This is a genomic window from Wolbachia endosymbiont (group A) of Clivina fossor (genome assembly GCF_964026865.1).
Lineage (GTDB): Bacteria > Pseudomonadota > Alphaproteobacteria > Rickettsiales > Anaplasmataceae > Wolbachia.
On the sequence record NZ_OZ034707.1, the window covers coordinates 474,924 to 489,721 of the forward strand.

Genomic DNA, 14,798 nt, shown 5'->3' on the forward strand with positions numbered 1-14,798 from the left:
CGCTTATAAGTCGTTTAAGACAGTATAGTACGCCAATTTGCAGGATTAGAGAGTGACAACTAGCTAACACGGGATTTCTTTGCCTTTTTTTCTGCTTAGTAAATTTCTTAAACATTTAAACAAAGGTGAGTTGCATTTAAAAGCAGCTAAATTGCAGTGTTTAAGACTTAAAAAACGCCAATACTGAAAGTAGACAATGACTAGGGCTTCTTTTGCCTTTTTTTTCGTTTGGTAAATTTCTTAACGTTTGTAGCTAAAGTAACTTAGGTTCACCGACAACCGTCATCCCGCTACGTGTTAGCGGGATCTATGCTAAGAGATACCGCGAATGAATCGCGGTATGACGTAGGACTGCTGTCATTCCGGTGCTCCTTTTTTTGTCATCCCAGTGCGTGACACTGGGATCTAGCCTTTATTATTTGGTTGAAATTAAGTCTTCTGGATCCCAATGTCAGCTACTTTCATGACATCATCATAAAGTAAAATGAGATCCCAGTGTCACGCACTGGGATGACAGGAGAAGGTACTGGGATGACAGGAGAAGGTACTGGGATGACAGGAGAAGGTACTGGGATGACACCGTCATAAAGGAACCAGTGCCTGGGCACTGCCCTCTTGGATGGAAACCAGTGTCAGCTACTTGGATGCATCCCACCATGTCATTCCAGCGCGTGACGCTGGAATCTAGTAAACCTTTAGCTATATTATGTCATGGTCTCCTGAACTATTCGGTGGTTCTAATACCAAACTTCGTTATTGGGAAGACAAATAGAATATACGATAAATTCACTTAAACCTCCAGTTATAGGCGGAAAGCACTCTTTTTCATTTGTCTCATTATTATTGAGAATTGGTATAACACAACTGGTTGGTCAGATTCAGATGATGATTGTATTGGCTCATCAGACCCAAACAACCATGAAAAAAAACCACCAAAAAATGATGCAACTAATGAAAAAGGCTTCATAAGTATACTAAACAAACTACCAAAAAAAGAACTCGGCTGTTCTTCTGTTTGTGCAGGTTCTATGGGAGCAATAGGCTGTGCACTTCCGGTTGCTACATCAGTTCCTTGTCCTGCACTGGTGGTGGGTTGTCCTCCATTATTTTGTGTAGGTCCTGTAGGTTGACTACCGTTGCTTACACCAGTTCCTTTTTCTGCAATGTCTGATCCTGATTGAGCATCACCTTCTTGCTTTTCTTTCTTTTCTGTACCAGCATCTTCTTCTTGAACCCCTTTACTATCCGTCGATGGCTCATCAATTAAACCAGCATCAGGGCTTTCTGCGGCTTTTTGAAATAGAGTTTTTATTTCTTCATCAGTAGTTAAATCGAAAGGAGTTTTTTCATCTTTATCTTTTACATTAATATTTGCTCCTGCTTTTATTAGAGCGTCTACTACCTCTTTTTTGTTATTTTGAGCAGCCCAATGTAAAGGAGTTTCCCCTGTTTCATCTGTTGCATTAACCTGTGCTTTTCCTTCTTTACCCAACAGATTTTTTACATCATCAATATTACCGCTTTCAGCAGCCTTAAGCAGTTTATCATTGGCCTCTTTTACGCTTTGCAATAGATTTTGTATTCCTTTATTATTGGCTAAATCTAAGGGAGTCTTTCCTTCATCATTTTGTGCATTAACATTTGCCCCTTTATCCAATAGGGCTTTTACTACCTCTTGATTGCCCTTGAAAACGGCAAAATGTAAAGGAGTATTTCCATCATTATCTTTTGCATTAACATCGATTCCATCTTTATCCAATAGGGCTTCTACTACCTCTTTATGGCCCCTTACAGCAGCCCAATGTAAAGGAGTACCTCCACTATTATCTTTTGCATTAACATCGATTCCATCTTCACCCAATAGGGCTTTTACTACCTCTTTATGGCCCCTTACAGCAGCCCAATGTAAAGGAGTTTCCCCTGTTTCATCTGTTGCATTAACCTGTGCTTTTCCTTCTTTACCCAACAGATTTTTTACATCATCAATATTACCGCTTTCAGCAGCCTTAAGCAGTTTATCATTGGCCTCTTTTACGCTTTGCAATAGATTTTGTATTCCTTTATTATTGGCTAAATCTAAGGGAGTCTTTCCTTCATCATTTTGTGCATTAACATTTGCCCCTTTATCCAATAGGGCTTTTACTACCTCTTGATTGCCCTTGAAAACGGCAAAATGTAAAGGAGTATTTCCATCATTATCTTTTGCATTAACATCGATTCCATCTTTATCCAATAGGGCTTCTACTACCTCTTTATGGCCCCTTACAGCAGCCCAATGTAAAGGAGTACCTCCACTATTATCTTTTGCATTAACATCGATTCCATCTTCACCCAATAGGGCTTTTACTACCTCTTTATGGCCCCTTACAGCAGCCCAATGTAAAGGAGTTTCCCCTGTTTCATCTGTTGCATTAACCTGTGCTTTTCCTTCTTTACCCAACAGATTTTTTACATCATCAATATTACCGCTTTCAGCAGCCTTAAGCAGTTTATCATTGGCCTCTTTTACGCTTTGCAATAGATTTTGTATTCCTTTATTATTGGCTAAATCTAAGGGAGTCTTTCCTTCATCATTTTGTGCATTAACATTTGCCCCTTTATCCAATAGGGCTTTTACTACCTCTTGATTGCCCTTGAAAACGGCAAAATGTAAAGGAGTATTTCCATCATTATCTTTTGCATTAACATCGATTCCATCTTTATCCAATAGGGCTTCTACTACCTCTTTATGGCCCCTTACAGCAGCCCAATGTAAAGGAGTACCTCCACTATTATCTTTTGCATTAACATCGATTCCATCTTCACCCAATAGGGCTTTTACTACCTCTTTATGGCCCCTTACAGCAGCCCAATGTAAAGGAGTTTCCCCTGTTTCATCTGTTGCATTAACCTGTGCTTTTCCTTCTTTACCCAACAGATTTTTTACATCATCAATATTACCGCTTTCAGCAGCCTCAAGCAGTTTACCATTGGCCTCTCTTACGCTTTGCAATAGATTTTGTATTCCTTCATCAGTGGCTAAATTGGAAGGAGTCTTTCCTTCATCATTTTGTGCATTAACATTTGCCCCTTTATCCAATAGAGCTTGCACCACCTGCTTATGACCACTTACAGCAGCCAAATGTAAAGGAGTACATCCATCATTATCTTGTGCATTAATATCGATTACGTCTGCTTTTAATAGAACTTCTACCACTTCTTTATGGTCATTTTCAGCAGCAAAATGTAAAGGAGTCTCTCCATATTGATCTACTGCATTAACATTGATGTCTTTTGCTCCCAGTAGAGTTTTCACTATATCTATGTCTATCTTCTTCTTTTTAAGAACAGAATGTAAAGGAGTCTCTTCTTTATCATTTTGTGCATTAACATTTGCCCCTTTATCCAATAGGGCTTTTACTACATCTTTTTCGCCATTTTCAGCAGCAAAATGTAAAGGAGTCTCTTCTTTATCATTTTGTGCATTAACATCGATTCCATCTTCACCCAATAGGGCTTTTACTACATCTTTTTTGCCATTTCGAGCAGCCAAATGTAAAGGAGTACATCCATTATTATCTTTTGCATTAACCTGTGCTTTTCCTTCTTCATCCAACAGATTTTGTACATCATCAATATCACCTTTTTTAGCAGCCTTAAGTAATTCAGCTGTGTTTTGTAATAGAGTTTTTATTTTGTCATCAGTGGCTAATTTTAAAGGAGTGTTTCCCTCTTTATCTTTTGCATTAACATTTGCCCCTTTATCCAATAGGGCTTTTACTACCTCTTTATAGCCATTTAGAGCAGCGAAGTGTAAAGGAGTACATCCACTATTATCTTGTGCATTGACATTGATTCCATCTTTATCCAATAGGGCTTTTACTACCTCTTTGTTGTTATTTCGAGCAGCAAAATGTAAAGGAGTCTCTCCTTTATCATTTTGTACATCAACATTTGCCCCTTTACCCAATAGGGCTTTTACTACCTCTTTGTTGTTATTTCGAGCAGCAAAATGTAAAGGAGTCTCTTCTTTATCATTTTGTACATTAACATTTGCTCCTCCTTTTAATAGAACTTCTACCACTTCTTTATGGTCATGGTTAGCAGCCAAATGTAAAGGAGTCCATCCACTCTTATTTTTTGCATTAACATCGATTCCACCTTTATCCAATAGGGCTTTTACTACCTCTTTGTTGTTATTTCGAGCAGCAAAATGTAAAGGAGTCCTACCACGGTTATCTGCTATATCAACCTTCGCCCCTTGATTTAATAGCATTTCTACTATCTCTTTTTTTTCGTTATATTGAGCAGCTAAATGTAGAGGAGTCTTACCACGATTATCTGCTATATCAACCTTCGCCTTTTTATTTAATAGCATTTCCACCATAGCTCCTCTGCCATATTCTGCAGCTAAATGTAAAGGAGTCTTGCCATTTGCGTCTACTGCATTAATACTATCATCATTAAAAATGTTCAATTTAAACATAAATTTCATAAGAGCTTCTTTGTTCTCATAAACATATGAATGTAACAAATTCCCCCCTACATCATCTTTAACAAATGCTTCTTTTATCGGTTTATTGTGAATACCGTCGGGGCTGTTTGTATAAGACACATCAGTAAAATTCTTTACATTATTTTTACCGATATCAGCCTTTATATGTATGTAACCTTTACCGTTTTTAACAAAATCTTTTCCTAATGATTCATAATAACTAGCAATTTTCTTTTCTATTGATTGATGAGATTCTTCGATATCTTCTATAATCTTATTTACTTCTGTTGGTGAGAAGTTATAAACTTCGGGGTTGTTAAGGAAAGATTTCTCATCATCCGAAGAAACAAAGAGTGGAGGGTATACACGATAATTAAAGTCTTTATATTTAAATGTAAGTGGCCCAGCTCCTATAAAATTTACTTCGTGATCTCTCTTAAGTTGTAATAAAAAGTTATTCCATTGATCTTGGCTGAACTGATTGATATCAAGCCATGAGTAAACTAATACTTTAAAGTCTCTAAATCTTACATGAATACTGTTCTGCAAGTACTTCTCTTCACGGTCTTTTACTTCTCTTTCTTTGAACTTGTCAGTATCAAGCTCTCCAATATCAAAAACACCGATCCACACACTATTGATATTATTGCCAGTGTGTTCCGAGAAGATTTTTCCAATCTGATTAATATTGTTAGCTAACTTCGTTCTTTCAACCCCAGTTAGATAGCAATGAGAGTTTATAGAAATGCTAGTATCACGGTTTAATATTTGGCTACCAAAATATTTACTTTCATCACTGTAGTCTATTCCTTGTTGTTTAATAGTTAACACCCCACACCTCCATGTAAAATTATATTATCACGGCAAAGCCGTTAATAATCTATGACCTTTATGTTCCTGGATCACGCAAATAATGCCCATGTTTTTCAGTATATTTGAGCAGGCTGTACATAAGAATCGCAATTGTAGAGCATATTATTGTTAATAGTAAATTTGGTAAAATGCCATAGCGAAAAAATTTTCCTACTATATATATTCCAATAGCCCCAAACATCATATTGCAGAATGAGAGGACTGCACTACCAAGCCCTATACCTTTGATCGTTTCTAAAGCAGAAGTTACGTTATTGCTGATTACTAATGCAAGCCCAATATTGGCTGGAATCCAGGCAACTTGAAGAATTAATATATTTAACTTGTCCGCGAAATAAAAATATACCAATAAACTATCGGATATTATCGGTAACACCAAACCTATTATTAGCATTTTGCTAACCCCTACTTTTGGTACATACCTTCTATTAATTAAAGTTCCAATTATGTAAAATATGACTATGATCGATATGAGGTAGCCAAAATACTGTACTTCAATGCCCATTGATTCAAATATGAACGGGTAGTTAGCAACATATGCCCAAAGCCACATGAAAGTTAATCCATGAATGGCTGAAAACCCAAGGAAACGATAATTTCTAAATATTGATATATATTGCTTGAAGATATTAGTAGTTATGTTAGTTATACTGGTTTCATTTTTATTCACAATGAGTGTTTCTTGTAACTTAAAGTAAATAAAAATAAGCATAGCAATTGCCACAAGTGACATAATAAAAAACAAAAATTTCCAACTATACCCATGTGAAATTATATAACCGCCCACCACTGGAGCTATTCCAGGTGAGAGTGCCACTACCATATTTAACTTTGAAATTACTCTCGAGTATTCACTACCCGAGTACATATCCCTTATTGCTGCATACCCAACAACACCTGCAACACCAGCCCCTGCTCCTTGTATGAAGCGAATTAGTATCAAGAGCGCAATACTGTCGGCTATATAACACATGATACTTGCTAAAGTAAAAATTGTCATACCAATCAGCATCATTGGACGCCTACCATAATGGTCCGATAATGGACCATAAATTAATCCAGATACTGCAAATCCAACTAGATTCAAGCTAATTGTAAGCTGCACTACACTGCCTTCTACTTTAAAATAATTGGCAATGCTTGGTAGTGCAACTGAGTATAGGTCAGTTGCCATATCGACAATTGCTACAGACAATATCATAATAAGAGAGATGATATTTTGCGAAAGAGCTGTTTTCACTTAATGATTTACTGGATTAAATATACTTGATTATAATATATTTTTTTCATTAGTATAAGTACAATGTAATACCAATTCCTAAAAATAAATAGACGAATAAAGAAAAATTTCTAAAATAGAATAATTTAAGAATTAGTGGGGAGTTATGGCAGGAAAAAGTAAAGCAATAGGAGAAGAATTATATAATAAGTGTAACCTGGAATTAAAGAAGCACGGCATAAGAGGAGAGATAGGAAGAAGATTACAGGCAATAATATCTGCAAAAGAATATGGAATAACAAAAGTTGTTCAAATATACCGAATTACTAGAACTACATTGATGAAGTGGATTACAAGATTTAAGGAAGGAGGAGTCAATGCGTTTAAAATACAACCAGGACGTGGAGTAAAGCCGAAGTTGAGCTACAAGCAGCAAGAAGAAATTAAAAATGTCATAGCAGAAGAAGGAGCCAACCTAACGGCTAAGAAATTAAAAATCATAATTGAGAAAATGTTTTCTATTGAGGTAAGTAAGTCTACAGCACATAGACTGATGCAAAAGTTAGGTTTTTCGTATATTACTCCAAGGCCTGTGCACAATAAACAGGATAAAAATAAACAAGAAGAGTTTAAAAAAAAATCTTAATGAAACTATTGTCACGTATCCCGAAAAAGAGCTATTTTTCTTCGATGAGTCGCGGTTTGGCACACATTCAAAGATTGGACACGGGTGGTTTAAAAAAGGCATTAGGACACAGGTTAAGGTAAAATTAGGTAGGCAAAACTTTTATCTCTATAGTGCAGTTAATCCTAGAAATGGAGAGAGTTCTAGCTTATTCGTACCAAACGTCAATACTGATTGTATGAATATATTCCTTGAGCAGATGTCACAATATTTAGGAACAAGGGAGGCATTTCTTGTTGTGGATTGTGCAGGATGGCATAGATCCAAAGGTTTAAAAATACCACAAAATATTACCTTAATCTATTTACCTCCATATTCACCAGAGTTAAATCCAGTAGAGCGTTTATGGCAATATTTGAAAGACAATCTCATTAAAAATAGAATATATGACTCTGTTAGTTTATTGGAGGATACTGTATGTGCATTCATTCGTAATATTACGGAAAGTTCGATCAAAACCATTTGTTCTGTGAGTTATTTGCCTACTTATTTATGAGATTTGGTATTACATAGTAAACGATGTCATTCGAGTAGCGGACACTGTCCTCCTTTGTCATCCCAGTGCCTTGACTACTTGGATCCAGGAATTTTATTAAGTTGGTAAGCATAAAAGTAGCCGTTTTATACAACGTTTTGATGATTATGAAAAAGCTGGATTCCAGTGTCAAGCACTGGAATGACACCCTCCTAGTGGATTCAAATCACAATGTTCGTACAGTTATGTGCTTTGACACTGGAATCCTAAGCTAAAATCATAAAAAGCCTGAATTTCAATATCTTATCTTCAATTATTCAGGTTTAAGTTTAAATACTGAGCATCAATTGTTCAGGACCTTTGCTTCCGTGTTATCCAACGAATCACCATAAGTCACTGCTTTGAGGTAAAATTTTCTCCCTGATTGCACTTCGAAAGATATTATTGAATCATCAAGTAAGGTAAATTTCTCACCTCCTGTATGCTCATACTCTTTAGTACCTTCTTGCCCTCTAATTAGGTTGCTAAGCTTATATTTATTTTTATCTATGAGTTTAGTACTCTGGAATTTCACTATCTCTTTTCCGATTAATGCTGAATTTGAATCGATAATTCCTAGCAGCTTACCAAAACGTAATACTATTACAAGCCCCTCATCGGTAGATTCCATTACATATCCGTAAGTAGACTGTTTATTTGTGCTTGCGATAGGCTTATAATCCTTATCGTTGTACGAAATAAAGAGTGTTGCTCCTTTCCAATTCTTTTCCTCATTAATTAAAGTAAAGCTTGCGCTATTACCTTTAACATGCGGTAAATCTATCATTTCTATGGTGGTTTTGCTGATGTGAGAAGGAGGGTATTCCTTCAGCATAAGTGACCTTGTTGAAGGAAAAGAAAGCTTATATATAGAGTGATCATAACCAACGCCAATTACTTGAATGGACATGCTTTCAAATTTTGTTTTTATAATTCTCACCGTATGCTTTTTCTCACCGTCTAAAATCGTTATGACATCACTTGGCGCAAGCCATGCATATTTTATCGGTAGCTTGAAATTGTATATATTTCTCTCTTGCCACGAAGAATAAAGTAAAACCTCAGCTATATTTTGTGCCTCTCCCTCCTCCATAATGAGCGGTATTTCAACTGTTGCAGCAGTGCCTTGCTTTGGCAACTCAGCATATTTAACATCAATTGGATAGCCAAAATTGCGATTAAAATAAACGACGTTAACTTTATTGTTTAAATCCAGTTGACTAATATTAACAAGTTTTGAATTGTTACTGAAAACCGTTTCACCAATTGGCATTACAGTTGTAACTCCCCTGCCCTTTTGGACAAATTTCAGTTTAGAGCCCTGTTCAACCACATCAAAAAAATAGCAACTTTGCAGCATTTTAATAATTGAACGTACGGGTTGCTGGTCGTTTATCACATATCCAGACAATAACCCTTTGACGTTGCTTGTATCGAACTGATTGCTTTTTAAACCTGTTTTTTGTAACAGATCCAATAAAACATCGGAAATATTAAGCTGTAAAAGCTTTCCCTGAATCCAATGTCCTGTCTGCCAGTTATGGCAGTCAGCCCACACATCACACAAATTGGGAAAGTAAGGAAATGGCCTTGCATCCCATGCCCAGAGAAACATTTTTTCTACCATTTCTGAGCTTTGCCACTTCTTTAGCGTTCCTTCAATTGCAATTTTTTGTGAAAGAAAGCTCAGCTCTCCGTTTGAATATCGTGGATATTTGCTCTCTATGCTGCCTTTGTCAACAAACACATTTGGCTCATTAGTGCAGCCGTTCATACTGGGAAATCCATATTCAGTAAACCATATTTTTTTCATTTTTGGTTGCCATTTTGTTTTACTACCACCGGGGTTTATGTGAGTTTCACTCCACCATTTCTCTATATTTTTCCACGCATACCTGCTGTCGTTATACTTTACTTTTTCAGGCTCACTTTTTGAGTAATCATAGAAATAATCATACCCCACTCCACTGCTCCAACCACCCATTACATCTTCCGCAGAATAGCCAAAAGGAGGCTCTGGACCATCAGTCAGTGGAAAATAAGCATCTATGCCAACAACGTCGATGTACTGTGAAGACCACAGTTCATCCATATTATACCAACCATCATATGAGTGGTATTCGCTCCAATCCGCAGCGTAAGTTACTGTTACTTCTTTTCCAAGATCAAGTTTTATCTGCTTTGCAAGCTTAACTAGCTCTGCCACTGCAGGGTAATTACCTTTTTCATCTCTGATTTTGGTAAGTTCAACAAATTCAGAACCAATGATAAACCCTTCCACTTTAGTTTGTTTGGCAATGCTTGCATAATGCTCTATAAATTTGTTGTACTGATTCTTAAAAAAATCACTTATATCTTGAGGAGCCCCGCTCAATCTTCCTCGCCACTCTTTGTTCTTTGTATCAAGTAAGGGCATCGGATAGAGCATCACCTTGTAGCCTCTGCTGTGTAGCTCTTCTATATATCTTATTAGCGCTGAATCACTAACTGTGCCACCATATCTTGGGTTTCCATTATCGTCTTTTGAAATTAGCTGAGCATCATCTCTGGTACTACTTCCTACTTGCCAATCATCAGGTAATATTGCGGAATCATCTTGAAATTCAACTGCAGGGTATATTTTACAATCTTTAATGTTCAGATCATTCACAAACCAATTGACTACTACCGATACCCACTCAACATTTGGTAAATCTCCCTTTAATTGATCCAAAGAAAGCACTGCATCGCTCTTTTTAGTGTGGTTGTTATGATTTACCCTTTGTGCTAGCCCATATGGGATATATTGGTTGCTGCTTATTTTCTCTTGCGCGATTTTCTTCTGTATTTTTGTATCATATACAAACTCTCCTGAGCCTGGTATTATATTGATATTCTGAATATTTTCTACTACTGAAAATCCGCTAGGCTTTAATATAGTCTGCACTTCAAATGTGAATACCGGAACGCGGTTATTATAGTCTGCTAAAGGAAAATTCTTGATGACTATGTAAGATATTCCCCTATAAGCCGGCACACCTTCGATTGACGACATAAATGGATCAGGATTTTGGTCTTCTGTACCGCGGTAAAAAGTATAATCTATTTCATCAAAGCTAAGTGATGTTGTATCTGCCCAGATTCTGTTTAATTTTTCTACTTTCCCCTTGCAGATCGCAATTGCAAGCGTTGCATAGTAATTATACTCAACATTCATACCTCTTCCAATTTTGCTTTTGGTGGTTATCGCCTCTTCTTTTATTGGCTGTGACCAAATAATGTTCCCTGCAATGCGAGCAGTGCCATAGATAATTGGTATCGTCCTTCCATAGGTTGAGGTTTGAACTTGCAGATTTTTTAGTCTCGCACCATGCGTTACTTTCTGCTCAGCATCAAGGCTAAACATCGCACCATCAAGCTGCGCACCAAGAAGAGCACCGAGTTCTGAGCCGATAATCTGGCCAATTGGACCAAAAATGCTGCCTGCTTGACCAAAAATTGATGATAAAATTATTGTGGACATGATAATCCTCCTTTTTGTTTCTATAGTTAATGTAGGCTCTACGTCATACCGCCGCGGATAGATCCCGCTAACAAGCAGCGGGATGACGAGCTTATCGTTATGCCGCCGCGAACCGTCATACCGCGATTCATTCGCGGTATCTCGGCATAGATTCCGCTAACTAGTAGCGGAATGACGAATTTGTCGTTTTACAGCCACTTGGATGACAATTTGCCACTAAATAGTAGGAAATTCAACAGCTTACAATGAATAGTTGAAGTTTTTAATTAAGAAAAGCACATGGCGAACCATATGGTTACAAATTTATTATAATCAGTGAAAAAAAGTGCGGAAGTAAAAAATTTATGTTGATTTTACAATATTAATTATTAGCATAATTAGCATGATTATAAGTATGGTAAAACCAATGAAAGTTAACTTATCTAAAGAAAATAGTGAGAGAGTCTTATCCGGTGCAAAATGGATTGCTAACCTTGTTCAAGGTTATTTTGCATCACTGAATAATAATAGCATAAAACCAACTAGCTCTGGAAAAAAGCTAATAGATGCTTTTTTACTTGTCCCAATCATTGTACCCACTGCCATTACAGTAGCATGGGGAGTGTGTACCTATTTTCTTTTGGATGCAGTTAGTATTCAAAAAAACAACTCCTTATTATCTAAAATAGCAAAATTTACAGCTAAAATCTTCATCTATATTGCTGCCGCTATGATTTTAATTCCGTGCATCATATCAAATGTAGTAATTTCACTGATACCTGCACTTATTTTTTATTGCATTAATAGAGATTTCCTTCATCAAAAAAATACAAGTATAGAAAATCAAGCGGCAGATACAATGAATGATGAAGAGTACAAAAAGCGTATTGAAGAAGAAGTTGGTGAATTGGAACAGCAAAACATTGCAGAACCAACTACAGAAGTAATATCTCGAACAGTGGAAGGTATAGATCGGACCATTATAGTAGGGATTGTAAATGATGATATTAAAGACGGTAAAGGAGTGATAAGAACAGTTGAAGATGACCACAATGTAGCTATAAAGGGGATAATTGCTGCTGGTGAAACAGAAGGTTATGCTGTCGGTTTTGGTTTACAATGTAGCCTTACTGAAGAGGGTGGCGTAGACCTTCAATGTGGTCTTAGCACACGCATTGGAAGTAACAAAAAGCAGGCAATTGAACGTTTGGGAGAAAGTGAATCAGTACGCACTTTGCTCTCTGGCAATGGTGGAATATTATTTATAGAGCAGCCCGGTAGCCCACAACGGAAGCAGTAATTATTTCACCAGCGGCAAAGTGATACCATGCTGATTCATATATTTTCCTTTCATATCATCATATGATTTTTCACACTCACTTTCGCCGCTTAAAAATACGAATTGGCATGCGCCTTCATTAGCGTAAATTTTTGCAGGAAGTGGGGTGGTGTTTGAGAATTCGAGTGTGACATGACCTTCCCATCCAGGTTCTAAGGGAGTAACGTTTACTATAATTCCACACCTTGCGTAAGTTGATTTACCAACACAAATGACCAGTACATTTCTTGGTATACGAAAATATTCCACTGTGCTTGCAAGCACAAAGCTATTTGGTGGAATTATGCATACGTCTGTTTCTTTATCTATAAAACTATTCTCAGAGAAATTTTTAGGGTCCACGATGGCTGAATTAACGTTAGTAAAAATTTTAAATTTATTATCCACTCTTGCATCATACCCATAAGACGATAGTCCGAAAGATATAACACCTTTGCTGCTTTTGTGATCCACAAAAGGCTCTATCATTCCAAAATTTTCAGCTTTTTCTCTTATCCATTTATCTGGCATAACTGCCATAATTGCCCCTTAAAGTTGTGTAATACTTACAATAATATAAAATAAAATTTAAATGTAAACTGTAGCTTTTGTCATGCAAGTAGCTTGTATCAAATCACAATGTTCGTACAGTTATGCGCATGGCGCTGGGATGACAATGGATTATTAACTAACAAATTGTACTTCGTCACATGGTAAACGATGTCATTCCAGTGCTTGACACTGGAATCCAGAAAACTTAACTTTACACCAGGTAATAAGAACTGGATCCCAGTGTCTGGGCACTGGGATGACATCCTCCTAGTGAAAATTGCTCTCAAATCACAATGTTCGTACAGTAAGCTGCTTGCAGACACCATTGTTACAATGTTCATGCAATTGAAATAGCGGTCAATTGGATTAGCTATAGGTCAATCACAAGAGAAAATTAAAGCTTTTCAGTTTGATTTTTTGTTACAATAATTAGATTTATGTTCTTAGCTAAAAACAATGTTTAGAAACTTTCTCCTGATTTTTGTATTCGTATTATTCACGCCGCTGTCAAATGCTGATGCCAGGAAATACATCAGAATTGTTGGATCTTCAACCGTTTTTCCTTTTATCTCATTTGTAGCCGAGGAGTTCAATCGTGTATTCTCTTTTAAGACTCCAGTTGTGGAATCGATAGGAAGTGGATCAGGGTTCAAAATGTTTTGCTCAGGAATAGGGGAAGACACGCCAGACATCACCACTTCATCTCGCCCTATGAAGGAAGTAGAAAGAGAACTATGTAAAAGAAATAAAATTAATGAAGTGATAGAGATCATCATTGGCTATGATGGAATTGTCATTGCAAATTCAAATCAAAGCCATAGATTTGATTTCACAAAAAAGGACTTATTTGAAACTTTATCTGCATATTCTCAAGAAAATGATAAATTAGTAAAAAATAATAAGAAGTTTTGGTCTGATGTAAATCAAGCCTTACCAAAAACAGAAATTGAAATTTATGGTCCACATCAAAATACAGGCACATACGAAACTTTGGTTAATTCCATTATGTTCAATCAATATTCATGCATGAACTCGAGAATTTTCAAAGAGAATTATAAAGATCAGGAAGAAAGAAAGAAAGCATGTGGTAATATAAGGGATGACGGAAGGTATATAGAAGTTGGAATTAATGAAAACATAATAATACAAAAATTGAAAAGTAACAAGAACGCTTTAGGGATATTTAGTTTTAGCTTTTTAATGAGGAATCAAGATAAAATACAAGGGAGCACAATTGCAGGAATTGAGCCAACTTACGAAAATATATCATCGGGAAAATATATATTAGCAAGACCTCTATACCTTTATATAAAGAAAGAACACCTGGATACTGTTGATGGATTAAGAGAATTCATAAAAGAAATTATAGATTCGATCGGCATTGAAGATGGGTACCTATCTAGGCTTGGTCTAATCCCACTTTCAAGTGAAGACATGAAAAAAGCTTCAGCAAAAGTTTATGATATAACGTGACGGCAACGCTTCTTTTATATTCTTGATACTGTTCAGGGGCACGGCTAATGCGCAAATATTGAGCAAAAGTGGTGTCATTCCAGTGCTTGACACTGGAATCCAGACTTTAATTATTATACTCGTAAATAAGTGTAATAGATAATGGTCCTGGTGAGAAAAAAGTTCACCTCAAATGCAGTATTTTTGTTGAAATAGCTCAACTGGATGCC

At 36.5% G+C, this 14,798-nt stretch carries 7 protein-coding genes; 3 read left to right on the plus strand and 4 right to left on the minus strand.

Annotation, left to right across the window (positions count from 1 at the left end; translation table 11 throughout):
- Positions 1 to 802 precede the first annotated feature (802 nt).
- Both AAGD99_RS02545 and AAGD99_RS02550 read right to left on the minus strand, forming a co-directional pair.
- Positions 803 to 5,305 (minus strand): ankyrin repeat domain-containing protein, encoded by a 4,503-nt coding sequence (locus tag AAGD99_RS02545; protein WP_341822494.1) that lies wholly within the window; start codon positions 5,303 to 5,305, stop codon positions 803 to 805.
- Positions 5,306 to 5,363: 58 nt separating this feature from the next.
- Complete coding sequence (locus tag AAGD99_RS02550; protein ID WP_341823194.1) at positions 5,364 to 6,548, minus strand: multidrug effflux MFS transporter; 1,185 nt, start codon at positions 6,546 to 6,548, stop codon at positions 5,364 to 5,366.
- 184 nt (positions 6,549 to 6,732) lie between these two features.
- Here AAGD99_RS02550 and AAGD99_RS02555 point away from each other — a divergent pair.
- Positions 6,733 to 7,747 (plus strand): IS630 family transposase gene (locus AAGD99_RS02555; RefSeq protein WP_341822251.1). Its coding sequence is split into 2 segments (ribosomal slippage): positions 6,733 to 7,197 and positions 7,199 to 7,747, totalling 1,014 coding nucleotides; the frame shifts between segments, so codons are not numbered across the junction.
- A gap of 322 nt (positions 7,748 to 8,069) precedes the next feature.
- Here AAGD99_RS02555 and AAGD99_RS02560 read toward each other — a convergent pair.
- Positions 8,070 to 11,267, minus strand: a complete 3,198-nt coding sequence (locus AAGD99_RS02560) for a glycoside hydrolase TIM-barrel-like domain-containing protein (RefSeq protein ID WP_341822495.1) — start codon at positions 11,265 to 11,267, stop codon at positions 8,070 to 8,072.
- A 394-nt stretch (positions 11,268 to 11,661) separates the two neighbouring features.
- Between AAGD99_RS02560 and AAGD99_RS02565 the strand changes: the two genes are divergently transcribed.
- Complete coding sequence (locus tag AAGD99_RS02565) at positions 11,662 to 12,546, plus strand: hypothetical protein (protein ID WP_341822496.1); 885 nt, start codon at positions 11,662 to 11,664, stop codon at positions 12,544 to 12,546.
- On the opposite strand, the gene dcd is transcribed toward AAGD99_RS02565, so the two are convergent.
- Positions 12,547 to 13,104: a dCTP deaminase gene (dcd, locus tag AAGD99_RS02570; protein ID WP_064125494.1), complete on the minus strand. Its 558-nt coding sequence runs from the start codon at positions 13,102 to 13,104 to the stop codon at positions 12,547 to 12,549. It abuts the gene before it with no gap.
- A gap of 468 nt (positions 13,105 to 13,572) precedes the next feature.
- Here dcd and AAGD99_RS02575 point away from each other — a divergent pair, with 468 nt between their 5' ends.
- Positions 13,573 to 14,589, plus strand: coding sequence for a substrate-binding domain-containing protein (locus AAGD99_RS02575; protein WP_264735658.1), 1,017 nt, complete (start codon positions 13,573 to 13,575; stop codon positions 14,587 to 14,589).
- The last annotated feature ends 209 nt before the right edge of the window (positions 14,590 to 14,798 follow it).

Coding starts and splice junctions, on each gene's coding strand:
- AAGD99_RS02560 (WP_341822495.1), bottom strand. CDS start 11,267: ATGTCCACAATAATTTTATCATCAATTTTTGGTCAAGCAGGCAGCATT.
- dcd (WP_064125494.1), bottom strand. CDS start 13,104: ATGGCAGTTATGCCAGATAAATGGATAAGAGAAAAAGCTGAAAATTTT.
- AAGD99_RS02575 (WP_264735658.1), top strand. CDS start 13,573: ATGTTTAGAAACTTTCTCCTGATTTTTGTATTCGTATTATTCACGCCG.
- AAGD99_RS02550 (WP_341823194.1), bottom strand. CDS start 6,548: ATGATATTGTCTGTAGCAATTGTCGATATGGCAACTGACCTATACTCA.
- AAGD99_RS02565 (WP_341822496.1), top strand. CDS start 11,662: ATGGTAAAACCAATGAAAGTTAACTTATCTAAAGAAAATAGTGAGAGA.